The organism is Hydrogenophaga sp., from assembly GCF_051860785.1.
In the GTDB taxonomy this organism is placed as follows: domain Bacteria; phylum Pseudomonadota; class Gammaproteobacteria; order Burkholderiales; family Burkholderiaceae_C; genus Hydrogenophaga.
In genome coordinates this window covers 182423-204497 of the sequence record NZ_JBIMLB010000006.1, presented here as the reverse complement: position 1 = coordinate 204497, position 22075 = coordinate 182423, and the positions used below count along the sequence as shown (strand labels likewise).

Annotated in this window: 22 protein-coding genes and 1 tRNA gene; 2 read left to right on the top strand and 21 right to left on the bottom strand. The window is 64.9% G+C overall.

What is annotated here, in order from left to right:
- The first annotated feature begins 13 nt into the window (after positions 1-13).
- Both ACTIF6_RS10930 and ACTIF6_RS10925 read left to right on the top strand, forming a co-directional pair.
- On the top strand, positions 14-1801 hold the full coding sequence (locus tag ACTIF6_RS10930) for an ABC transporter transmembrane domain-containing protein (RefSeq protein ID WP_439588001.1): 1788 nt from the start codon (positions 14-16) through the stop codon (positions 1799-1801).
- A gap of 136 nt (positions 1802-1937) precedes the next feature.
- Positions 1938-3269 (top strand): Glu/Leu/Phe/Val family dehydrogenase, encoded by a 1332-nt coding sequence (locus ACTIF6_RS10925; protein ID WP_439588000.1) that lies wholly within the window; start codon positions 1938-1940, stop codon positions 3267-3269.
- 256 nt (positions 3270-3525) lie between these two features.
- On the opposite strand, the gene ACTIF6_RS10920 is transcribed toward ACTIF6_RS10925, so the two are convergent.
- The 21 genes from ACTIF6_RS10920 to ACTIF6_RS10820 all read right to left on the bottom strand — a co-directional run bounded on the left by ACTIF6_RS10920 (position 3526) and on the right by ACTIF6_RS10820 (position 22075).
- On the bottom strand, positions 3526-3996 hold the full coding sequence (locus ACTIF6_RS10920; RefSeq protein WP_439587999.1) for a DUF1178 family protein: 471 nt from the start codon (positions 3994-3996) through the stop codon (positions 3526-3528).
- Entirely contained in the window at positions 3993-4607 is a 615-nt protein-coding gene (locus tag ACTIF6_RS10915) for an NUDIX domain-containing protein (RefSeq protein ID WP_439587998.1), read from the bottom strand. Before ACTIF6_RS10915 ends, ACTIF6_RS10920 begins: the two co-directional genes overlap by 4 nt.
- Positions 4604-4906 carry a DUF2818 family protein gene (locus tag ACTIF6_RS10910; RefSeq protein ID WP_439587997.1) on the bottom strand — a complete coding sequence of 101 codons (303 nt, stop codon included), beginning with the start codon at positions 4904-4906 and terminating at the stop codon, positions 4604-4606. The genes ACTIF6_RS10915 and ACTIF6_RS10910 overlap by 4 nt, the downstream gene beginning before the upstream one ends.
- A 53-nt stretch (positions 4907-4959) precedes the next feature.
- Positions 4960-6468, bottom strand: a complete 1509-nt coding sequence (nuoN, locus tag ACTIF6_RS10905) for an NADH-quinone oxidoreductase subunit NuoN (protein ID WP_439587996.1) — start codon at positions 6466-6468, stop codon at positions 4960-4962.
- 34 nt (positions 6469-6502) lie between these two features.
- On the bottom strand, positions 6503-7978 hold the full coding sequence (locus ACTIF6_RS10900; protein WP_439587995.1) for an NADH-quinone oxidoreductase subunit M: 1476 nt from the start codon (positions 7976-7978) through the stop codon (positions 6503-6505).
- A 16-nt stretch (positions 7979-7994) separates the two neighbouring features.
- Positions 7995-10028 (bottom strand): NADH-quinone oxidoreductase subunit L, encoded by a 2034-nt coding sequence (nuoL, locus tag ACTIF6_RS10895; protein WP_439587994.1) that lies wholly within the window; start codon positions 10026-10028, stop codon positions 7995-7997.
- 40 nt (positions 10029-10068) lie between these two features.
- Positions 10069-10386, bottom strand: a complete 318-nt coding sequence (gene nuoK / locus ACTIF6_RS10890; RefSeq protein ID WP_439587993.1) for an NADH-quinone oxidoreductase subunit NuoK — start codon at positions 10384-10386, stop codon at positions 10069-10071.
- Positions 10383-11042 (bottom strand): NADH-quinone oxidoreductase subunit J, encoded by a 660-nt coding sequence (locus tag ACTIF6_RS10885; protein ID WP_439587992.1) that lies wholly within the window; start codon positions 11040-11042, stop codon positions 10383-10385. Before ACTIF6_RS10885 ends, nuoK begins: the two co-directional genes overlap by 4 nt.
- A gap of 40 nt (positions 11043-11082) precedes the next feature.
- Positions 11083-11625 carry an NADH-quinone oxidoreductase subunit NuoI gene (gene nuoI / locus ACTIF6_RS10880; protein WP_439587991.1) on the bottom strand — a complete coding sequence of 181 codons (543 nt, stop codon included), beginning with the start codon at positions 11623-11625 and terminating at the stop codon, positions 11083-11085.
- An 8-nt stretch (positions 11626-11633) separates the two neighbouring features.
- Complete coding sequence (gene nuoH / locus ACTIF6_RS10875) at positions 11634-12716, bottom strand: NADH-quinone oxidoreductase subunit NuoH (RefSeq protein WP_439587990.1); 1083 nt, start codon at positions 12714-12716, stop codon at positions 11634-11636.
- Positions 12713-14845, bottom strand: coding sequence for an NADH-quinone oxidoreductase subunit NuoG (gene nuoG / locus ACTIF6_RS10870; protein WP_439587989.1), 2133 nt, complete (start codon positions 14843-14845; stop codon positions 12713-12715). The genes nuoH and nuoG overlap by 4 nt, the downstream gene beginning before the upstream one ends.
- A 14-nt stretch (positions 14846-14859) precedes the next feature.
- A complete protein-coding gene (gene nuoF, locus ACTIF6_RS10865; protein WP_439587988.1) occupies positions 14860-16233 on the bottom strand; it encodes an NADH-quinone oxidoreductase subunit NuoF in 1374 nt (457 codons plus the stop codon).
- Complete coding sequence (nuoE, locus tag ACTIF6_RS10860) at positions 16230-16754, bottom strand: NADH-quinone oxidoreductase subunit NuoE (RefSeq protein WP_439587987.1); 525 nt, start codon at positions 16752-16754, stop codon at positions 16230-16232. Before nuoE ends, nuoF begins: the two co-directional genes overlap by 4 nt.
- Positions 16751-18004 (bottom strand): NADH-quinone oxidoreductase subunit D, encoded by a 1254-nt coding sequence (locus tag ACTIF6_RS10855; RefSeq protein WP_439587986.1) that lies wholly within the window; start codon positions 18002-18004, stop codon positions 16751-16753. The genes nuoE and ACTIF6_RS10855 overlap by 4 nt, the downstream gene beginning before the upstream one ends.
- An 8-nt stretch (positions 18005-18012) precedes the next feature.
- Positions 18013-18621, bottom strand: a complete 609-nt coding sequence (locus ACTIF6_RS10850) for an NADH-quinone oxidoreductase subunit C (protein ID WP_439588035.1) — start codon at positions 18619-18621, stop codon at positions 18013-18015.
- 60 nt (positions 18622-18681) lie between these two features.
- Complete coding sequence (locus ACTIF6_RS10845; protein ID WP_056273769.1) at positions 18682-19161, bottom strand: NuoB/complex I 20 kDa subunit family protein; 480 nt, start codon at positions 19159-19161, stop codon at positions 18682-18684.
- A 36-nt stretch (positions 19162-19197) separates the two neighbouring features.
- Positions 19198-19557 carry an NADH-quinone oxidoreductase subunit A gene (locus ACTIF6_RS10840; protein WP_439587985.1) on the bottom strand — a complete coding sequence of 120 codons (360 nt, stop codon included), beginning with the start codon at positions 19555-19557 and terminating at the stop codon, positions 19198-19200.
- 46 nt (positions 19558-19603) lie between these two features.
- Positions 19604-19688, bottom strand: a tRNA-Leu gene (locus ACTIF6_RS10835).
- A 147-nt stretch (positions 19689-19835) separates the two neighbouring features.
- A complete protein-coding gene (secG, locus tag ACTIF6_RS10830; RefSeq protein WP_439587984.1) occupies positions 19836-20261 on the bottom strand; it encodes a preprotein translocase subunit SecG in 426 nt (141 codons plus the stop codon).
- A gap of 51 nt (positions 20262-20312) precedes the next feature.
- On the bottom strand, positions 20313-21059 hold the full coding sequence (tpiA, locus tag ACTIF6_RS10825) for a triose-phosphate isomerase (protein WP_439587983.1): 747 nt from the start codon (positions 21057-21059) through the stop codon (positions 20313-20315).
- A gap of 26 nt (positions 21060-21085) precedes the next feature.
- A complete protein-coding gene (locus tag ACTIF6_RS10820; protein WP_439587982.1) occupies positions 21086-22075 on the bottom strand; it encodes an NAD(P)H-quinone oxidoreductase in 990 nt (329 codons plus the stop codon).

Here is a 22075-nt window from a genome sequence, read left to right as displayed (position 1 = left end):
GCACACTCTCGCCATGCCCGACAACACACCCGCCGACCGCCCCAAAGGCTCCTCCCCCACCTCGCTGGGCGGACTTCGCCCTTTCATCCGCCCCTACCGGTTGCAGGTCGCGCTGGCGCTGCTGTTCCTGGTGCTCGCGGCCGTGGCCACGCTGGCATTTCCACTGGCACTTCGCTACCTGATTGACAGCGGCCTGGCACCGGCCGGGCGCGGCGAGCAGGCCATGGCCCTGCGCGGGCACTTCGCGGCGCTGTTCGGCGTGGCGGTGGCGCTCGGCATCTTCTCGGCCGTTCGCTTCTATCTGGTGAGCTGGCTGGGCGAGCGCGTCACCGCCGACCTGCGCAACGCGGTGTACAGCCATGTGCTGCGGCAGAGTCCGCAGTTCTTCGAGACCACGCAGACGGGTGAAGTGCTTTCGCGCCTGACCACCGACACCACGCTGGTGCAGACGGTGGTGGGTTCTTCGCTCTCCATGGGCTTGCGCAACGGGGTCATGGGCATCGGCGCGCTGGTGATGCTGGTGTGGACCAACCCGTACGTGATGACGCAGGTGCTGCTGATCCTGGTGCTGGTGGTGCTGCCGAGCATGTGGTTTGGCCGGCGCGTGCGCAAGCTCTCGCGCGCCAGCCAGGACCGCGTGGCCGACTCCAGCGCGATCGCCGCCGAGGTGCTCAACGCGATTCCCATCGTGCAGAGCTACACGGCCGAAGACCGCGAGGCCACGCGCTTCGCCGCGTCCACGCAGTTTGCCTTCGAGACGGCGATACGCCGCACACGGGCGCGCTCCGTGCTGGTGGCATTCATCATCATCAGCACAGCGGGCCTGCTGCTGTGGGGCCTGTACCAGGGCACGCAGGCGGTGCTGGCCGGCACCATCAGCCCGGGGCACCTGGGACAGACGGTGCTGTACGTGATCATTCTCGCCAGCGCGGTGGCGGTGCTGGGCGAGGTGTATGGCGACCTGCTGCGCGCGGCGGGCGCGAGCGAGCGCCTGATGGAGCTGCTGGCGATGGAGTCCCCCGTGCAGTCGCCAGCACGCCCGCTGCAGGCGCCACAACCGGTGGGTGGCAGCGCGCTGGAGTTCGACCACATCAACTTCCACTACCCATCGCGCCCGGCCCAGGCGGCACTGTCCGATTTCAGCCTGTCGGTGCGCCCGGGTCAGACCGTGGCACTGGTGGGACCCAGCGGCGCAGGCAAGAGCACGGTGTTCGGCCTGCTGCTGCGCTACTACGACCCAGCGCGCGGCAGCATCCGCCTGGACGGCGTGGCGATCGATGAGATGAGCCTGCACGAGCTGCGCGCACGCGTGGGCATCGTGCCGCAGGACCCGGTGATCTTCTCCAGCAGCGCGATGGAGAACATCCGCTACGGCAAGCCAGGCGCCAGCGACGACGAGGTGCGCGCGGCCGCCAGAGCGGCGTTCGCCGATGAGTTCATCGACCAGTTGCCCGAGGGCTACGACACGTTCCTGGGCGAACGCGGCGTGCGCCTCTCGGGCGGTCAGCGTCAGCGCATCGCCATTGCACGCGCCATGCTGAAGAACCCGCCATTGCTGCTGCTCGACGAAGCCACCAGTGCGCTGGATGCGCAGAGCGAGCGCATGGTGCAGGCCGCGCTGGAGTCGGCCATGAAGGACCGCACCACGCTGGTGATCGCCCACCGGCTGGCGACCGTGCAGCAGGCCGACCACATCGTGGTGCTGGACCACGGAAAGCTGGTGGAACAGGGTACGCACGCGGAACTCGTTGCTCAGGGCGGCGTGTACGCGGGGTTGGCGGCCTTGCAATTCAACGCTTAGGGGCGGACCGCCAGGGTCATGCATGAAGTGCATGACCAAATGGCATCCCGGCCTTGGACAGTTCGGGGGCGGCTCCGTAAGCTTGCGGACTGGCTCATCGCATGCGCCAACACACCCCAAAAAGGAATCCCGCAACATGTCACAAGCATCGCATCCCCAGGCCGGTGGCGCCAGCAGCGCCCCGGCCGTTTTTACGCAGGCCCTGCCCTCCTACCTGGATCCGAAACACCTCGGTCCCTGGGGCGTCTATCTCCAGCAGGTGGACCGCGTCACGCCTTACCTGGGCTCGCTGGCCCGCTGGGTCGACACCCTCAAGCGCCCCAAGCGCACGCTGATCGTCGACGTGCCGATCCACCTGGACAACGGTTCGGTGGCGCACTTCGAGGGCTACCGCGTGCAGCACAACACCTCGCGCGGGCCTGGCAAGGGCGGCGTGCGTTTCCACCAGGACGTGACGCTCTCCGAAGTGATGGCGCTCTCGGCCTGGATGTCGATCAAGAACGCGGCGGTCAACGTGCCTTACGGCGGCGCCAAGGGCGGCATCCGCGTGGATCCGCGCCAGCTCACCATCGGCGAGCTCGAGCGCGTCACGCGCCGCTACACCAGCGAGATCGGCATCATCATCGGCCCCACCAAGGACATCCCGGCGCCGGACGTGAACACCAATGAGCAGGTGATGGCGTGGATGATGGACACCTACTCCATGAACGAGGGCTCGACCGCCACCGGCGTGGTGACCGGCAAGCCGGTGGACCTGGGCGGCTCGCTCGGCCGGCGCGAAGCCACCGGGCGCGGCGTCTTCACCGTGGGCGTGGAGGCCGCCCGCCGCATCGGGCTGGACGTGTCCACCGCGCGCGTGGCCGTGCAAGGCTTCGGCAACGTGGGTGGCGTGGCAGGCAAGCTGTTCGCCGAGGCCGGCGCCAGGGTGGTGGCGGTGCAGGATCACGGTGGCACCATCTACCGCGAAGCCGGCCTGGACGTGCCGGCCCTGCTCGCTCACGTGGCGCAGGTGGGCTCAGTGGCCGGTTTCGCCGGTGCCGAAGTGATCGCCAACGACGCCTTCTGGGGTGTGCCGTGCGACATCCTCATCCCGGCTGCGCTGGAATCGCAGATCACCGAAGCCAATGCCGGCCGCATCCAGGCCCGCATGGTCATTGAAGGCGCCAACGGTCCCACCACCCCACAGGCAGACGACATCCTGCACGAGCGCAACGTGCTGGTGCTGCCCGACGTGATCGCCAACGCCGGCGGCGTGACGGTGAGCTACTTCGAATGGGTGCAGGACTTCTCCAGCTTCTTCTGGAGCGAGGACGAGATCAACGCGCGCCTGGTCAAGATCATGAAGGACGCGTTCGCCGCCGTGTGGCAGGTGGCCGACGAGAACAAGGTGAGCCTGCGCACGGCCACCTTCATCGTGGCCTGCAAGCGCATCCTGCACGCGCGCGACCTCCGAGGTCTGTATCCGTAACACCCCCCTGCGCCGCTGCGCGGCTTCCCCCCTCTCTGGCGCGCCTGTCGGCGCTTGGAGGGGGGACGACAGCTTGGGCCGGCGGAGCCGGACCCTCGCTGTCTCTTGAGAACACACCCTCTCTCCGGAGCGCGTGCCTGCGTCCAGAGATGCCGTGGAACCGGCTTCGCCGGGCCACAGGCATCGTCCCCCCTCCAAGCGCCGCAGGCGCGCCAGAGAGGGGGGAAGCCGCGCCAGCGGCGCAGGGGGGTGCTCCCTACTGCAACCTGTCTTTGATACCGGGCAGCATCGGCAGCGGCATGACCTCGATGCCCTCCTCGATCAGCTCCATCGCTTCCTGCGCGCTGGCCTGCCCCCGGATCTGGCGGTGTTCCTTCTCGCCATGGTGCATGGCGCGGGCTTCTTCGGCGAAGCGTTCGCCCACGTCCTCGGTGTTCGACACCACCTCGCGCAGCGCTGCGAGCATGCGCGCCTGAAGCTCGGCCAGTTCGGGGTTGGGGGCGGCGTGGTTGCTGAGCGCCACCGCAGTCGTCGAAGAGGCGCTGTCCTCGCCGCGCGTCGTGCGCAGGTTCAGGCGCGGTGCCGAGAGCTTTTTCTCGATGTGCGCATCGCCGCACAGCGGACACGTCACCAGACCACGGGCGAGCTGGCTCGTGAAGTCGTCTTCAGAACCGAACCAGCCTTCGAACTCGTGCTGGTGTGCGCATTGGAGGTTGAGGACCTTCATGGCGCAGATTCTGCGGCATCGGGTGGCGCGTCCGCGCCACGCCACGACAATGCCCATTCGCCACGCAGCACATTCTGCAGCCACATGGAACCGATCAGGGTCTTGCAGTCGATCACTTCACCGGTGAAGCACCAGGCTTGCAGTTCAGCCGGCGTGGCGGTAAACACATCCAGGAACTCCCCTTCGTCGAGCCTGCGCTCGCCCAGCGTGAGGCCACGCGCAAACCAGATGTCGATGAGCTCATCGGAATAGGCAATGGTGGGCGCGAGCCGGCCGGCAAATGCCCATTCGGTGGCGCGGTAGCCGGTTTCCTCCAGCAGCTCGCGCTGCGCGCAGAGCAGGCTTTCCTCGCCTGCGTCAAGCTTGCCGGCGGGGAGCTCGATCATCACCGCCTGCATGGGGTGGCGGAACTGGCGTTCCAGCACCACGCGCCCATCGTCAAGCAGGCCAATGATCATCACCGCACCGGGATGCATCACGAATTCGCGGGTCGCTTCGTCGCCATTGGGCAGGCGAACCGTATCGCGCACCACGTGCAGGAAGTGCCCCTTCAGGAGTTCGGTGCGCGCCAGCGGTGTCTCGCGCAGGTGCTGGTCGTCGTTGGATTTCATCCGCGCCGGCGATAGAGGTAGCGGTACACGAAACCGGGAAAGGCCAGTGTGAGGAACAGTGAACCGGTGGTGGCGTAGAACTCCCAGCCTTGCGGCGCAATCTGCCCGGCCCTCTGCTCCAGAGCCAGGCCCAGCGCGCCCACCAGGAAATACAAGACCACCAGCTCGGCCACGCGCATCCAGAGTGTCTTGGGTGCACGACGCGGCCACACGGCGAGCCAGCGCTCGTTGATGAACGGCAGGTTGGCCGCAATGAATGCAGCCAGCAACACGAGCGATACGGAAAGGGTGTGCGTCATGAACGTGTGAGCTGGCACGCGCCGGCGAGTTCATCGCCGCGCACGCGCTCGACTCAGCGAAGGAGCTCGCCCACGGCCTGGGCACAGAGTGTCATGAGGCCGCCCGGCAGGATGCCGAGGACCAGCACCAGGGCGCCGTTGAGCGAGAGCACCGAGCGTGCATCGGCACCGGCTTCGATGCCGGCGGTCTGGGTGGGCGCATCGAAATACATCACCTTGACCAGACGCAGGTAGTAGAAGGCGCCGATCAGCGACATGATCACGGCGAACACCGCCAGGCCGACGTAGAACGCGCCCGAAGAAGCCAGCAAGGCCTGCAGCACCGCGAGCTTGGCGTAGAAGCCCACCAGCGGCGGCACACCGGCCAGCGAGAACATGCAGACGGCCATGACGCCGGCATACAGCGGGCTGCGCTGGTTCAGACCGGCCAGATCGCTCACGTTCTCCGACTCGAAGCCGCTGCGCGAGAGCAGCAGGATCACGCCGAAGGTGCCCAGTGTGGTGAGCACGTAGGTGATGACGTAGAACATGGACGATCCGTAGGCGTTGACCATGTTGCCGGTGTCCACACCGTCGGCGCCTTGCACCACGCCAGCCAGAAGACCCAGCAGCATGAAGCCCATCTGCGCGATGGTGGAGAAAGCCAGCATGCGCTTGAGGTTGGTCTGCGCGATGGCAGCCAGGTTGCCCACCAGCAGCGACATGACCGCCAGCACGGCCAGCATCTGCTGCCAGTCCACCGCCAGCGGTTGCAGGCCTTCGACCAGCAGGCGGATGACGATGGCGAATGCCGCCAGCTTGGGTGCACCGCCGATCATGAGGGTGATGGCCGTGGGCGCACCGTGGTAGACGTCGGGCACCCACATGTGGAAAGGCACCACGCCGAGCTTGAACGCCAGGCCGGCGACCACGAACACGAGGCCGAGCGTGAGCACCTGCGGCGAACCCTTGAGCATGTCGTCGCCACCGGCGATGGTCAGCATCACCTCGGTCAGGTTCAGCGAACCCGTGGCACCGTAGACCATGGACAGGCCGTACAGCAGGAAGCCGCTGGCCAGCGCACCCAGCACGAAGTACTTCATGGCCGCTTCGGTGGCCTGCGCATCGTCGCGGCGCAGCGCGACCAGGGCGTAGCTGGAAAGCGTCAGCAGTTCCAGGCCGAGGTAGATCACCAGGAAGTTGTGGCCCGAGATCATGACGAACATGCCCAGCAGCGCAAGCATGCCCAGGCTGAACAGCTCGCCACCGCGCAGCATGTCGCGCTGGCCCGCATAGCCGCGCCCGTACACCAGCGTGACCATCATGGCGATGGAGGCAAAACACTTGAGCCAGTTGCCCATGGGGTCGCTGACGATCATGCCGCCGAAGCCGTAGACGGTCTTGCCAGTGCTGGCGGACATGCCGAGCAGCACCGCGATGACGGCCAGCGTCAGCAGCGTCAGAAAGTAGGTCACGCCGCGCAGTGGCGTCTTCACCGCCAGGTCGACCAGTGCGATCACGCAGGCCATGGTCAGCAGAAGAATTTCAGGGTAGGCCGCAACCCAGCTGAGCTTGTCAATCATGTGAGCGTTCTCTTGTATGGCTTGGCCGGCGGGCTCAGTTCAGTTTGGAAATGGCCACGTGGCGCAGCAGCTCGGCCACGGAGGCGTCCATCACATCGGTGAAAGGCTTGGGATACACACCCATGTAGAGAACCGCCAGTGCCAGCACCCCGAGCACGAGGAATTCGCGCGCGTTGATGTCGACCAGCGCCTTCACGTTGTCGTTGCCAACGGCGCCAAGGTAGACGCGCTTGTACATCCACAGCGAATACGCGGCGCCGAAGATCAGCGCAGACGCGGCCAGCAGCCCGATCCAGAAGTTGGCCTTGACGGCGGCGAGGATCACCATCCACTCGCCCACAAAACCCGCCGTGCCCGGCAGACCGCAATTGGCCATGGTGAACAGCAGCGCAAACGCTGCGAATTTGGGCATGGTGTTGACCACGCCGCCGTAGTCGGCGATCTCGCGGGAATGCACGCGGTCGTACAGCACGCCGATGCCCAGGAACATGGCGGCCGAGACAAAGCCGTGCGCGATCATCTGCACGATGGCGCCCGAAACGCCCAGGTCGCTGAAGACGAAGAAGCCGAGCGTGACGAAGCCCATGTGGGCCACCGACGAATAGGCCACCAGCTTCTTCATGTCCTGCTGAACCATGGCGACCAGGCCGACGTAGATCACCGCGATCAGCGACAGCGTGATCATGAGCCAGGCCCATTCGTGCGAGGCGTCGGGCAGGATGGGCAGCGAGAAGCGCAGGAAGCCGTAGGCACCCAGCTTGAGCATGATGGCGGCCAGCACGGCCGAGCCACCGGTGGGGGCTTCCACGTGCACATCGGGCAGCCAGGTGTGCACCGGCCACATCGGCACCTTGACCGCGAAGGCGGCGAAGAACGCAAAGAACAGCAGCGTCTGTTCGGTGCCGCCCAGCGGCAGCTTGTACCAGTCGGCGAGCGCGAAGCTGCCACCGGCCTGCGTGTACAGGTAGATGAGCGCCACCAGCATGAGCAGCGAGCCCATCAGCGTGTAGAGGAAGAACTTGAACGCCGCGTAGATCTTGTTCGGGCCACCCCAGATGCCGATGATGAGGTACATCGGGATCAGCGTGGCTTCGAAGAAGACGTAGAACAGCATGGCGTCCTGCGCGCTGAACACACCGATCATCAGGCCGGAGAGGATCAGGAACGCACCCATGTACTGGTTCACGCGCGAAGTGATCGACTCCCAGCTGGCCACGACGACCACCACGTTGATGAAGGCGGTGAGCAGCACCAGCCACAGCGAGATGCCGTCCACGCCGAGGTGGTAGTTCACGTTGAAGCGCTCGATCCAGACGCCGCGCTCCACGAACTGCATGGCTGCCGTGCCGAGCTGGAAACCGCTGTAGAGCGGCACCGTGACGACCAGGCCGGCGATGGCCCCGATCAGGGCGACCCAGCGCACCATGGGGGCCTGTTCGTCGCGGCCCAGGGCGAGCAGCACGACGCCGAAGAAGATCGGTGTCCAGATTGCAAGGCTCAGCAAACCCATCTTTTTCTTCCTCTTCTTATTTGGCGAGCCACACGAAATACGTCATGAACAGCAACACGCCCACGATCATCAGGAGCGCGTAGTGGTAGAGGTAGCCGGTCTGTGCACGGCGCACCACCGCGGAGACCAGGCCCACCAGCTTCCAGCTGGCGTTGACCACGCCACCTTCGATCACGCCGCGATCGCCGCCCTTCCACAGGCCGATGCCGAGCCCGCGCGCCGCCTTGGCCAGCACGTTTTCGTTGAACCAGTCCATGTAGTACTTGTTCTCCAGCACCACCACGATCGGGCGCAAGGCGCGGCCGATGGCGGCAGGCACCTTCGGATTGATGAGGTACATGTACCAGGCACTCACCGCGCCAGCCAGGGCCAGGTACAGGGGCGGTGTGAAGAAGCCGTGAGCAGCCATGGACAAGGGGCCATGGAAGATCTCGGCGAACTTCGTCATGGCCGGGTGGGCCTCGGCGTTGATGAAGATCGCGTCCTTCAGGAATTCGCCGAACAGCATCGGCTGGATCGTCATGAAGCCGATGACCACGGAAGGAATGGCCAGCAGCAGCAAGGGCACGGTTACCACCCAGGGCGACTCGTGTGGCTTGCCATCGCCGTGCCCGTGGCCATGGTCGTCGTGATGCCCATGGTCGTCATGGTGGGCATCGGGGTTCTGGTCGTAGCGTTCCTTGCCGTGAAAGACCAGGAAGTACAGGCGGAAGGAATAGAACGACGTGACGAACACGCCAGCCAGCACCGCGAAGTAGGCAAAGCCCGAGGCCGGCAGGTTGCTGAAGTGCACCGCCTCGATGATGCTGTCCTTGGAGTAGAAGCCGGCGAACAGCGGTGTGCCGATCAGGGCCAGGGTGCCCAGCAGCGAGGTGATCCAGGTGATGGGCATGTACTTGCGCACGCCGCCCATCCAGCGGATATCCTGGTTGTGGTGCAGGCCCATGATGACCGAGCCGGCCGCGAGGAACAGCAGCGCCTTGAAGAAGGCGTGGGTCATGAGGTGGAACACCGCCACCGAGTAGGCCGAGGCGCCGAGGGCGACCGTCATGTAGCCGAGCTGGGACAGCGTGGAGTACGCCACCACGCGCTTGATGTCGTTCTGGATGATGCCCAGGAAGCCCATGAACAGCGCCGTGATGGCGCCGATGATCATGATGAAGTTGAGCGCGGTGTCCGAGAGTTCGAACAGCGGCGACATGCGCGCGACCATGAAGATGCCTGCGGTCACCATGGTGGCCGCGTGGATCAGCGCAGAGATGGGCGTGGGACCCTCCATGGAGTCGGGCAGCCACACGTGCAACGGGAACTGCGCGCTCTTGCCCATGGCGCCGATGAACAGGCAGACGCAGATCACGGTGATCAGCAGCCAGTCGGTGCCGGGGAAGCCCAGCTTGCCGAGCTCAGGGGCCTTGGCAAACACCTCGGTGTAGTTCATGGTGCCGGCATAGGCCACGATGAGGCCGATACCGAGGATGAAACCGAAATCGCCCACGCGGTTGACCAGGAAGGCCTTCATGTTGGCGAAGATCGCGGTCGGCTTGTTGAACCAGAAACCGATCAGCAGGTACGACACCAGGCCCACCGCTTCCCAGCCGAAGAACAACTGCAGCAGGTTGTTGCTCATGACCAGCATGAGCATGGAGAAGGTGAACAGCGAGATGTAGGCGAAGAAGCGGTTGTAGCCTTCGTCCTCTTCCATGTAGCCGATGGTGTAGAGGTGCACCATGAGCGAGACGAAGGTGACCACCACCATCATCATGGCGGTGAGGCCATCGACCAGGAAGCCGATCTCCATCTTCAGGCCGCCCACCACCATCCAGGTGTAGAGCGTTTCGTTGAAGCGGGCACCATCGATCGCCACGCTCTTGAGGGTGGAAGCGGAGAGGATGAAGGCGATCAGCACGCCCAGGATGGTGAGGGTGTGCGAGGCGCGACGACCGATGACGTTGCCACCGAAGGTGGTGCCCAGGATGCCGGCCAGTGCGGCACCCACCAGCGGGGCCAGGGGGACGGCGAGCAGGGTGCTTGCGGAGAGGGTGGTGCTCATGGGTTTCTTGCCTGAGTTCGCGTATGGATTGGCCCTGGCCTCAACCCTTGAGGGTGTTGAGTTCTTCGACGCTGATCGACGACTTGTTGCGGAACAGCAGCACCAGAATGGCCAGGCCGATGGCCGACTCGGCGGCGGCCACGGTCAGGATGAAGAACACGAACACCTGGCCATGCATGTCGCCCAGGTAGTGGGAGAAGGCCACGAAGTTCATGTTGACGGCAAGCAGCATCAGCTCGATCGCCATGAGCAGGACGATGAGGTTCTTGCGGTTGAGGAAGATGCCGACGACGGAGAGCGCGAACAGGATCGCGCCGAGCGAAAGGAAGTGACCCAGGGTCAGGCTGGTGAGCGTCATGCCTTGCCCTCCTCGGTGGCGGCGTTGTCTGCGGCGGCGGGTGGCGCCTTCTGGGTGGCGGCCATCGGCACCACCACCAGCCGGTCGCTGGCGCGCACGTGCACCTGCAGGGCGGGGTTGATGGCCTTGCTGTCCTTGCGCTGGCGCAGCGTGAGCGCGATGGCGGCGATCATCGCCACCAGCAGGATCACGGCGGCCACTTCCACTGGGTAGAGGTACTCGGTGTAGAGCATCAGGCCGAGTTCACGGGTGTTGGAGTAGTTGGCCGCGTTCACGCCGAAACCGGCGGCATCGGGACTTTCGGACAGCGTGGGGAAACCGGCCCACAGCACGACCATGAGTTCGGCCGCCACGAGCCCACCCAGGATGGCGGCGAGCGGGAAGTTCTTCCAGAAGCCCTTGCGCACCGAGTCGATGTTGATGTCGAGCATCATCACCACGAACAGGAACAGCACCATCACCGCACCCAGGTAGACAAGCACCAGCGTGATGCCGAGGAACTCGGCCTTGAGCAGCAGCCACAGCGCAGCGGCCTGCGAGAACGCCAGCATGAGGTACAGCACGGCGTGCACCGGGTTGCGCGCGGTGACCACGCGGTAGGCTGCGAACAGCAGCACCGCCGCGAAGAGGTAGAAGAAGCCGGTCTGGTAATCCATGGCGTGGGTCTTGAAATCGGGTGCCGGGGGTCAGCGAAGATCAGCGGTAGGGCGCATCGGCGGCGCGGGCAGCGGCAATTTCGGTCTCGTAGCGGTCGCCCACGGCCAGCAGCATTTCCTTCGTGAAATAGAGATCGCCGCGCTTCTCGCCGTGGTACTCGAAGATGTGCGTCTCGACGATGGAATCGACCGGACAGCTTTCCTCGCAGAAGCCGCAGAAGATGCACTTGGTCAGGTCGATGTCGTAGCGCGTGGTGCGGCGCGAACCATCGTCCCGCACATCGGATTCGATGGTGATGGCCATCGCCGGGCAGACGGCTTCGCAGAGCTTGCAGGCGATGCAGCGCTCTTCACCGTTTTCGTAGCGGCGCAGCGCGTGCAAACCACGGAAACGGGGCGACAGCGGCGTCTTCTCTTCGGGGAACTGCACCGTGATCTTGCGCTTGAAGGCGTAGCGGCCAGTCAGGGCCATGCCCTTGAACAGTTCCACGAGCAGGAAGCTGTTGAGGAAATCGCGGAACGAGAACGGCGCCACGACAGCGGGTGCGGCGACGGGGTGGGCGGTGGTGGTGGACATGGTCATTCGCCCTCTTATTTCCAGAGGTTCCACGAGGTCTGCATCAACGCGCCGACCAGCAGCAGGTAGATGAGCGTGACGGGAATGAAGATCTTCCAGCCCAGACGCATGATCTGGTCGTATCGGAAGCGCGGGAAGGTGGCGCGGATCCAGATGAACATGGAAACCACGACACAGGTCTTGATGCCCAGCCAGATCCAGCCGGGGACCCAGTTGAACAAGGCGTGGTCGATCGGCGAGAGCCAGCCACCCAGGAACATGAGCACGGCCAGCACGGAGACCAGCCACATGCTGGCGTATTCGGCCAGGAAGAAGATGGCGAAGCCCATGCCCGAGTACTCGACCATGTGGCCGGCCACGATCTCGGCCTCGCCCTCCACCACGTCAAACGGGTGGCGGTTGGTCTCGGCCACGCCGGAGATCACATAGACCACGAAGATCGGCAGCAACGGCAGCCAGTTCCACGAGAGGAAATTCAGGCCCACGTCGGCGGCCATGCCACGCGACTGCGAAGCCACGATCTCACCCAGGTGCAGGCTGCCCGCGGTCATCACCACCACCAGGAAGCAGAAGCCGATGGCGATTTCGTAGCTCACCATCTGGGCCGAGGCGCGCAGTGCGCCCAGGAAGGCGTATTTGGAGTTGGAAGCCCAGCCGGCGATGATCACGCCGTAGACCTCGATGGAGGTGATGGCCAGGATCACCAGCAGGCCGGCGTTCACGTTGGCGATGATCGCCTCGGGACCGAAAGGAATCGCCACCCAGGCGGCCAGCGCCGGCATGATGGCCATGACCGGGCCCAGGCGGAACAGGCCGTTGCTGGCGGCGCTAGGACGGATCAGCTCCTTGGTCAGCAGCTTGACCGCATCGGCGATCGGCTGCAGCAGGCCCATGGGGCCCACGCGGTTGGGTCCGTGGCGCACCTGGATCCAGCCCAGCAGCTTGCGCTCCCACAGCGTGAGGTAAGCGACGGCGCCCATCAGCGGCGCGAGCACAGCCACGATCTTGATCAGGTTCCAGATCACGGGCCAGGCGGCGGTGGTCCACCAGGGGGCGGCAATCAGGCCCAGGCCGCCGTTGTAAAAGGCATCGATCACGCGGTGGCTCCTTCCACGGCAAGGGCGGCCCGCGCATCGGCGGTGAGTTGCAGCGAGGTGGCGCGGCGCACCAGGCCGTCGAGTTGGTAGATGGAGGCCACGCAGGGTTCTGCGGCGGCTGGCACGGAGTCGATGGCGGCGCTGCTGGCGTTGTTCAAGCGGGCGGCATCCACCAGCGCGCCCGAGGCCACGCCAGGCAAGGCGCTCGCCAGCACGGCCTGCGAGGAATCGGCGTCGAATCCCGGGAGGTCCAGCAGATTGCCCAGCACGCGCAGGACCTTCCAGGCCGGACGCGTTTCACCCAGGGGCCGCACCACGGCGTGGAAACTTTGCAAGCGGCCTTCAGCGTTGACGAAGGAGCCCGAGGTTTCGGTGAACGGCGCGATCGGCAACAGCACGTCGCTCACGTCCATGTTGGTCTTGAACGGGCTGAGGGTGACGACCATGCCGGCCTTGCCCAGGCCCGATGCGCCTGCGGCGGCGTCGTGCGCCGGCTCGGTGTTCAGCAGGATCGCGACCTTGAGGCCACCAGCGAGCATGCGGCCGGCGTTCAGACCGCCCTGCCCCGGCAGCGCACCCACCAGTTGCGCGCCCACGGTGTTGGCCGCCTCGGTGAGGTAGCCCACGGTGGCACCGGTCTGCTGCGCGATCCAGTTTGCCAGTGCCAGCAGGCTCGAAGCTTTCTCGTGGTGAGCGGCGGCATTGCCCAGCAGGACCGCCTTGCGCTCGCCGCCCAGCAGCGACTTCGCCACCGCGCGATGGTCATCGGTCACCTCGGCATTCACGGGAGCGGACGCGCCGGATTCGGCGGCCACGGCAGCAGCGATGCCCGCCAGTGCCGACACCCAGTCCGCGCTGTCGGCCAGCACCGTGTTCTTCAGCGGCATGGCCCAGTCCTGCGCCCCCGCGTTCAGCACGCTCACCTGCGCACCCTTGCGCTGAGCCTGGCGGATGCGCTGCGCGAACAGCGGATGGTCCTTGCGCAGGTTCGAGCCAACCACCAGCACGCGTTGGAGCGTGGACAACGAGGCAATGGGCATGCCCAGCCAGCGCGCCGAGTTCGCAGGCGCGGCGTTGGCAAAGTCGGCATGGCGCAGGCGCGCGTCGATGTTCTGGCTGCCCAGGCCGCGCACCAGGGCGCCGGCCAGTGCCAGTTCTTCCAGCGTGCTGTGGGGACTGGCCAGCAAGCCGATGGCACCGGCGCCGTGCTCGGCCTTGACCTGCTTGAGGCCGTTGGCCACGTATTCGAGCGCGGTCTGCCAGTCCACCGTTTTCCACTCGCCCCCCTGCTTGAGCATGGGCGAGGTCAGCCGGTCTTCGCCGTTGAGGGCTTCGTAGGAGAAGCGGTCGCGGTCGGCGATCCAGCATTCGTTGACGGCTTCATTTTCCAGTGGCAGCACGCGCATGACGCGGTGGTTCTTCACCTGCACGATCAGGTTGGCGCCGGTGGCATCGTGCGGACTCACGCTCTTGCGGCGCGAGAGCTCCCAGGTGCGGGCGCTGTAGCGGAAAGGCTTGCTGGTCAGCGCACCCACCGGGCAGATGTCGATCATGTTGCCCGAGAGTTCGGAATCCACGGTCTCGCCGAGCACGGTGGTGATTTCCGAATGCTCGCCACGGTGGATCATGCCGAGCTCCATCACGCCGGCCACTTCCTGACCAAAGCGAACGCAGCGGGTGCAGTGGATGCAGCGGCTCATTTCCTCCATGGAGATGAGTGGGCCCACGTCCTTGTGGAAGACCACGCGCTTTTCTTCTTCGTAGCGCGAACCCGAACCGCCATAGCCCACGGCCAGATCCTGCAGCTGGCATTCGCCACCCTGGTCGCAGATGGGGCAGTCCAGCGGATGGTTGATCAGCAGGAACTCCATCACCGACTGCTGCGCCTTGATCGCCTTGTCGCTCTTGGTGCGAACGATCATGCCCTGCGTGACCGGTGTGGCGCAGGCCGGCATGGGCTTGGGCGCCTTCTCCACGTCGACCAGGCACATGCGGCAATTGGCCGCGATGGACAGTTTCTTGTGGTAGCAGAAATGCGGGATGTAGGTGCCCGCCTTTTCGGCCGCATGCATGACCATGCTGCCCGGGGGCACTTCCACCTTCTTGCCGTCGAGTTCGATTTCAACCATGGGAATGTCTTCTCTTAAGCGGCCTTGGCGGGCGTCTGAGCAGCCGTGATCTTGGCCTCGAACTCATGCCGGAAGTGTTTGATCATGGCGCGCACCGGCATGGCCGCCGCGTCGCCCAGGGCGCAGATGGTGCGGCCCATGATGTTCTCGGCCACGTTGTCGAGCAGCGCCATGTCGGCCGGCTTGCCCAGGCCACGGTCGATGCGGTCGACCATGCGCCACAGCCAGCCGGTACCTTCACGGCAGGGCGTGCACTGGCCGCAGGATTCGTGCATGTAGAAGTAGGACAGGCGCTTGAGCGACTCGACCATGCAGCGCGAATCGTCCATCACGATCACCGCGCCCGAGCCCAGCATGGAACCGGCCTTGGCGATGGAGTCGTAGTCCATCGTGCACTCCATCATGATGTGCGCAGGCAGCACCGGAGCCGACGAACCGCCGGGGATCACGGCCTTGAGCGTGCGGCCCTTGCGCACGCCACCGGCGAGCTCGAGCAGCTTGCTGAATGGCGTGCCCAGCGGCACTTCGTAGTTGCCGGGCAGTTCCACGTCGCCACTGACGGAATAGATCTTGGTGCCACCGTTGTTGGGCTTGCCGCAGGCGAGGTAGGCCGCGCCGCCGTTGCGGATGATCCACGGGACCGCCGCAAAGGTTTCGGTGTTGTTGATGGTGGTCGGCTTGCCGTAGAGGCCGAAGCTGGCCGGGAACGGTGGCTTGAATCGCGGCTGGCCCTTCTTGCCTTCGAGCGATTCGAGCAGCGCGGTCTCTTCGCCGCAGATGTAGGCGCCAAAGCCATGCGCGGCGTGCAACTGGAAGTTGAACCCGCTGCCCATGATGCCGTCACCAAGGTATCCCGCGGCGCGCGCCTCTTCGAGCGCGGCTTCGAAGCGGTCGTAGGCTTCGAAGATCTCGCCGTGGATGTAGTTGTAGCCCACGCTGATACCCATCGCGTAGGCTGCAATCGCCATGCCCTCGATGACGATGTGCGGGTTGTACATCAGGATGTCGCGGTCCTTGCAGGTGCCGGGTTCGCCCTCATCCGAGTTGCACACCAGGTACTTCTGGCCCGGGAACTGGCGCGGCATGAAGCTCCACTTCAGGCCGGTCGGAAAGCCCGCTCCACCCCGGCCGCGCAATGCGGATTCCTTCAGGGTCGCGATGACCTGGTCCTGCGTCAGGCCGACCACCGGCGGATCACCCACGGGAGGCGAGCCGTCCTGGCCCAGCACCTTGCGCAGCGCCTGGTAGCCGCCACGCGCCACGTAGTCTTTCAGCGACCAGTTGCTGCCGTCGAGATCGGCGTAGATCTGCGGATTGATGTGCCGACCATGGAAACAGGTCTGCAGGCCGGTGGCGCGAAACTGCGAGAGGATCTGCTCGGCGTTCATGACTGTCCTTCCGAAGCCTGCATCGACGATTTGAGGCCATCGATGAGCTGGTCGAGCTTGTCGTTGCTCATGAAGCTGCACATGTGGCGGTCGTTGACCAGCATCACCGGCGAGTCGGCGCAGGCGCCCAGGCATTCGCTTTGTTGCAGCGTGAACATGCCATCGGCCGTGGTCTCGCCCATGCTGATACCCAGCCTGTGCTCGAGATGGTGCAAGGCATGGGCGCCATCGCGCAGCTGGCATGGCAGGTTGGTGCAGACGTTGAGCTTGAACTTGCCCACCGGCTGCTGGTTGTACATGTTGTAGAAGGTCGTCACCTCGTGCACGGCGATCGTCTCCATGCGCAGGTAGTCGGCCAGCGCCGCCTCGGCAGCGAGGCTCACGTGGCCCTGCTCCTGCTGGATGACGGCCAGGCAAGCCATCACGGCCGACTGACGTTGCTCGTCGGGGTACTTGGCGACTTCGCGGTCGAAGCGCTGGATCGTGGCTTCTGAAAAGGACACGGGCGTATCGGTGCTCATCGATCGATCTCTCCGAAAACGATGTCCATGGTGCCGATGATGGCCACGGCGTCGGCCAGCATGTGGCCACGCGCCATCTCGTCCATGGTGGCCAGGTGCGCGAAACCAGGGGCGCGGATCTTCAGACGGTAGGGCTTGTTGGCGCCGTCGCTCACCAGGTAGATACCGAACTCGCCCTTGGGGTGTTCGACCGCCGCGTAGGCCTCGCCTTCGGGCACGTGGAAACCTTCGGTGAAGAGCTTGAAATGGTGGATCAGCTCTTCCATGTTGGCCTTCATGGCCTCGCGCGCCGGAGCCGCCACCTTGTGGTTGTCGGTGATCACGGGGCCCGGGTTGGCGCGCAGCCACTTCACGCACTGCTGGATGATGTCGTTGGACTGCTTCATCTCTTCCATGCGGACAAGGTAGCGGTCGTAGCAGTCACCGGTCTTGCCCACAGGAATGTCGAAAGCGACCTGGTCGTAGACGTCGTAAGGCTGCTTCTTGCGCAGATCCCAGGCGATGCCGGAGCCGCGCAGCATGGGACCGGTCATGCCCAGGTTGAGCGCACGCTCGGGCGTGACCACGCCGATTCCCACCGTGCGCTGCTTCCAGATGCGGTTGTCAGTCAACAGCGTATGGTATTCAGCGAGGTACGTCGGGAAGCGTTTCGTGAAGTCCTCGATGAAGTCGAGCAGGGAGCCCTGACGGTTCTCGTTGAGCTGTGCCACGCCACGCGCGTTGCGCACCTTGCTCGCGCGATACTGCGGCATGGTGTCGGGCAGATCGCGGTACACGCCGCCGGGGCGGAAGTAGGCCGCGTGCATGCGCGCGCCCGACACCGCCTCGTACATGTCGAACAGGTCCTCGCGTTCGCGGAACGCGTAGATGAGGATGGTGGAGCTGCCGCAATCGTTGCCATGCGAGCCCAGCCACATGAGGTGGTTGAGCATGCGCGTGATCTCGGAGAACATCACACGGATGTACTGCGCGCGCACCGGGACATCGATGCCGAGCAGCTTCTCGATGGCCAGGCAGTAGGCGTGCTCGTTGCACATCATGGACACGTAGTCCAGGCGGTCCATGTACGGCAGCGACTGGATGTAGGTCTTGTGCTCGGCCAGCTTCTCGGTGGCGCGGTGCAACAGACCGATGTGCGGGTCGGCGCGCTGCACGACCTCGCCGTCGAGCTCCAGCACGAGACGCAGCACGCCGTGCGCGGCCGGGTGCTGCGGACCGAAGTTCAGGGTGTAGTTCTTGATTTCTGCCATGGCTGTGTTCAGTGCAGACCGCCGTAGTTGTCTTCGCGAATGATGCGCGGCGTGATTTCGCGTGGCTCGATCGTCACCGGCTCGTAGATCACGCGCTGGCGCTCGGCGTCGTAGCGCATTTCGACGTGGCCCGACAGCGGGAAGTCCTTGCGGAAGGGATGACCGATGAAGCCGTAGTCGGTGAGGATGCGGCGCAGATCATCATGACCATCGAACACGATGCCGTAGAGATCGAATGCCTCGCGCTCGTACCAGTTGGCGGCTGCCCACAACGGCGTGACGGAATCGAGCACCGGAAAATCGTCTTCCGGGCAGAACACGCGCACGCGCACACGGTGGTTGTGCTCGACCGAAAGCAGGTGCACCACGGCCGCGAAGCGCTGGCCTTCCCAGCGACCATCGCCATAGGTCTGGTAGTCCATGCCGCAAAGGTCGATGAGCTGCTCGAAGCGCGCCTCAGGCGCATCGCGAAGCGTCTGCATCACCGCGAAGTAATCGGCGGCGCGCACGGTCAGCGTGAGCTCTCCCCGCACCACGGTCAGAGACTGGGCGCGATCGCCGAGCAGCTTGCCCAACGCGCCCTGCAGCGCTTCGGGTTCAACGGCGTGGGGAGTCATGGCGGTGTCGGTCATGAACGTTCTTTCAATGCCCTGGCGTACAGCGAATGCCGGCAACGCTCAGGCACGGGCGATGGTTTGGGTGCGGCGGATCTTCTGCTGCAACTGGATGATTCCGTACAGCAGCGCTTCGGCGGTCGGCGGGCAGCCGGGCACATACACATCCACCGGCACGATGCGGTCGCAACCGCGCACCACGGAATAGCTGTAGTGGTAATAGCCGCCACCGTTGGCGCAAGAACCCATGGAGAGCACCCAGCGCGGTTCGGCCATCTGGTCGTATACCTTGCGCAGGGCGGGCGCCATCTTGTTGCACAGCGTGCCGGCCACGATCATCAGATCGGACTGGCGCGGGCTGGCGCGAAACACCTCGGAGCCGAAGCGGCCGATGTCGTAGCGCGCCGCAGCCGCGTGCATCATCTCGACCGCGCAGCAGGCCAGACCGAAGGTCATGGGCCACAGCGAGCCGGTCTTGGCCCAGTTCACCACCGAGTCGTAGCTGGTGGTGACGAAACCTTCCTTGAATACGCCTTCAATCATGAAACGCTCCGGTGCATTCGCCTGTATGTATCGAGTTCATTCCCAATCCAGCGCACCCTTTTTCCACTCGTAGGCGAAACCCACGGTGAGGATGACGAGGAAGACCACGCCCGCGAGGAAACCGGTGGCACCGATGTCGGAAAACGCCACGGCCCAAGGGATGAGGAACGCGATTTCCAGGTCGAACAGGATGAAAAGGATGGCGACGAGGTAATAGCGCACGTCGAACTTCATGCGCGCGTCTTCAAAGGCCTCGAAGCCGCATTCGTAAGGGGAATTCTTCTCGGCGTCCGGCAGGTTGGGGCCCAGGATGTAGCCAAGCACCTGCGGGATGATCCCGACGGCAATACCCACCAAGATGAACAGAAGCACGGGAAGGTATTGTTCGAGACTCATCTTGGTCGATTCCGCTGACACGGCGTGGGACCGTGTTGCCAAAGATTGGTGCCGACGGCGAGACTCGAACTCGCACAGCTTTCGCCACTACCCCCTCAAGATAGCGTGTCTACCAATTTCACCACGTCGGCTGGGTCTGCATTGTCAGGCTCGCGAGGAACAGTGCGAGCCTTGCTGACAACCCATGGAGTTTACCCTGAAACGACTGCTCTTTTTGCAGCGCAGCAGGGGATTTTCGGTGGCGCGCGCCGCTCATCGCGCACGCGTCACCATCGGTTTCACTTGGCTGGAATCTGAGCCGCGCCTTCGGCGGCAGGCTGGGGTGCCGCACCGGATGCTGCAGGTGCAGGAACCGGCGCGAGACCGGGCGTGCTGCCCGGGATCTGCTGTGCAGCACCCGCAGGCTGCGCGGGAGCGACCACGCCTTCGAGCACACTGCCCGAACCGGTGGGAACTGTGCGCAGGTTGCCGAAGTACGCCAGGCCCAATGTGCAGCCCAGGAACACGGCGGCGAGCACGGCGGTGGAGCGCGAAAGGAAATTGGCACCACCCGATGCGCCGAACAGGCTGGCCGATCCTGCGCCGCCACCACCAAAGGCAGCCCCCGCATCGGCACCCTTGCCGTGCTGCATGAGGATGAGGCCGATCATGGCCAGGGCCGACAGGATCTGCACCGCCAGCAAGAGGGTCAACACGATGTTCATTTTTTACTCCGGGGAAACTGTGTGGGTCGTGTCCTCGAGACACGAAAAAGGTTAACGGGCTGCGCCCACGATCTGGAGGAAGTCGGCCGCTTTCAGCGAAGCGCCGCCAATCAGTCCACCGTCGATATCGGGTTGTGCCAGCAGGCTGGCGGCATTCGCCGCATTCATGCTGCCGCCATAGAGGATGTGCACGCGCTCGGGGTGCTGCGTGGCTGCCGCAATCTGCGCGCGCAGCACGGCGTGCACCTGCTGGGCCTGCTCAGGCGTGGCGGTCTTGCCGGTGCCGATGGCCCACACGGGTTCATAGGCCACCACAATCTCGCTGGTGCAATGTGCGACCACATGGATGACGGCGGCCAGCTGGCGCTTGACCACGAGGTCGGTCTGCCCCGCTTCGCGCTCGGCCAGGGTTTCACCCACGCAGACGATGGGCGTGATGCCCGCCGACAGGGCGCGCTGCGCCTTGTTGGCCACGGTCACGTCGCTCTCAGCGTGGTATTGCCGGCGTTCGGAGTGGCCCACAATCGCGTAGCGGCAACCGAAGTCGCGCAGCATGGCGGCCGAAACCTCGCCGGTGTAGGCGCCCTGTTCATGGGCAGACACATCCTGCGCGCCCCACGCGATCGGACTGCCCTGGAGCAACCCCTGCAACTGCACCAGGTAAGGCGAACTGGCGCACAAGGCCATGTCGGCTGCCGGCGCCACGGCACCGAGGCCATCGAGCATGGCCTTGACCAGCGCCTCGTTGGCAGCCAGCGAGCCGTTCATCTTCCAGTTGCCTGCAATCAGTTTTTTCATGCGCTTTTGTCTCTCTGCATCCAGGGTCAGGACCAGTTCAGCACCAGCTTGCCGACATGCTGGTTGGATTCCATCAATGTGTGCGCCGCAGCGGCGTCCCCAGCCTTGAACACCTGGTGGATCACCGGCCGGATACGACCGTCGGCCAGCAAAGGCCAGACGTTCTTGCGCAAGGACTGCGCAATCGCCGCCTTGAATGCCACCGGTCGCGGGCGCAGCGTCGAACCGGTGATGGTGAGGCGTCGGCGCAGCACCAGGCCGGCATGGATTTCAGATTTCACGCCACCTTGCACCGCAATGATCACCAGCCGGCCGTCCTCGGCCAGGCATTCGATCTCGCGGGCCACGTAAGCACCAGCCACCATGTCGAGAATGACGTCAACGCCCTTCCTGCTGGTCAGCCGTGCAACCTCTTCAACGAAGTCCTGCGTCCGGTAGTTGATCGCGTGATCCGCGCCGAGTTGCAGGCAGGCGGCGCATTTTTCGTCGCTGCCCGCCGTGGCAATCACGCGGGCGCCCAGGGCCTTGGCCATCTGGATCGCGGTCACACCGATGCCGCTGGTACCACCCTGGATCAACAGGGTCTCGCCAGCTTGCAGGCGCCCACGGTCGAACACATTGCTCCAGACGGTGAAGAACGTTTCGGGCAGCGAAGCGGCGGCGGCGTCGTCCAGCCCCGCCGGCACGGGCAGGCATTGACCCACGGGTGCGACGCACCACTGCGCATAGCCACCACCCGCGACCAGTGCACACACGCGGTCACCCACCTTCAACCCAGCCTCGACCATGGCAGCGAGGTCGCCCGATTCGATCACGCCCGCCACCTCGAGGCCGGGAATGTCGGAAGCGCCTGGCGGCACGGGATAGTTGCCGGTGCGTTGCAGCACGTCGGGCCGGTTCACGCCCGAGGCGCTCACGCGGATCAGCAGTTCGCCGACACCCGCCACCGGCACCGGCCGTTCGGCCAGGCGCAGGACTTCGGGTGCGCCGTAAGCGCTGATTTCAACGACTTGCAT